This window comes from Marinobacter vulgaris, assembly GCF_003344045.1.
GTDB classification, from domain to species: domain Bacteria; phylum Pseudomonadota; class Gammaproteobacteria; order Pseudomonadales; family Oleiphilaceae; genus Marinobacter; species Marinobacter vulgaris.
This window is the reverse complement of sequence record NZ_QFWX01000046.1, coordinates 1-439: the sequence shown is the minus strand read 5'-3', so window position 1 is coordinate 439 and position 439 is coordinate 1. Positions and strand designations below refer to the sequence as shown.

General features: G+C 53.8%; 1 rRNA gene. It reads right to left on the bottom strand.

Annotated features, from left to right (window positions below):
• Positions 1-439, bottom strand: a 23S ribosomal RNA gene (locus DIT71_RS17740); the annotation flags it as partial.

Here is a 439-nt window from a genome sequence, read left to right as displayed (position 1 = left end):
TCCCTCACGGTACTGGTTCACTATCGGTCAGTCAGGAGTATTTAGCCTTGGAGGATGGTCCCCCCATATTCAGACAGGATACCACGTGTCCCGCCCTACTCTTCGAGTTCACAGCATGTGCATTTTCGTGTACGGGACTATCACCCTGTACCGTCGGACTTTCCAGACCGTTCCACTAACACACAAGCTGATTCAGACTCCGGGCTGCTCCCCGTTCGCTCGCCGCTACTGGGGGAATCTCGGTTGATTTCTTTTCCTCGGGGTACTTAGATGTTTCAGTTCCCCCGGTTCGCCTCGTTAACCTATGTATTCAGTTAACGATAGTGCAACGGATTGCACTGGGTTTCCCCATTCGGACATCGCCGGGTCAAAGGTTCATATCACCTCGCCGGCGCTTTTCGCAGATTAGCACGTCCTTCATCGCCTCTGACTGCCAGGG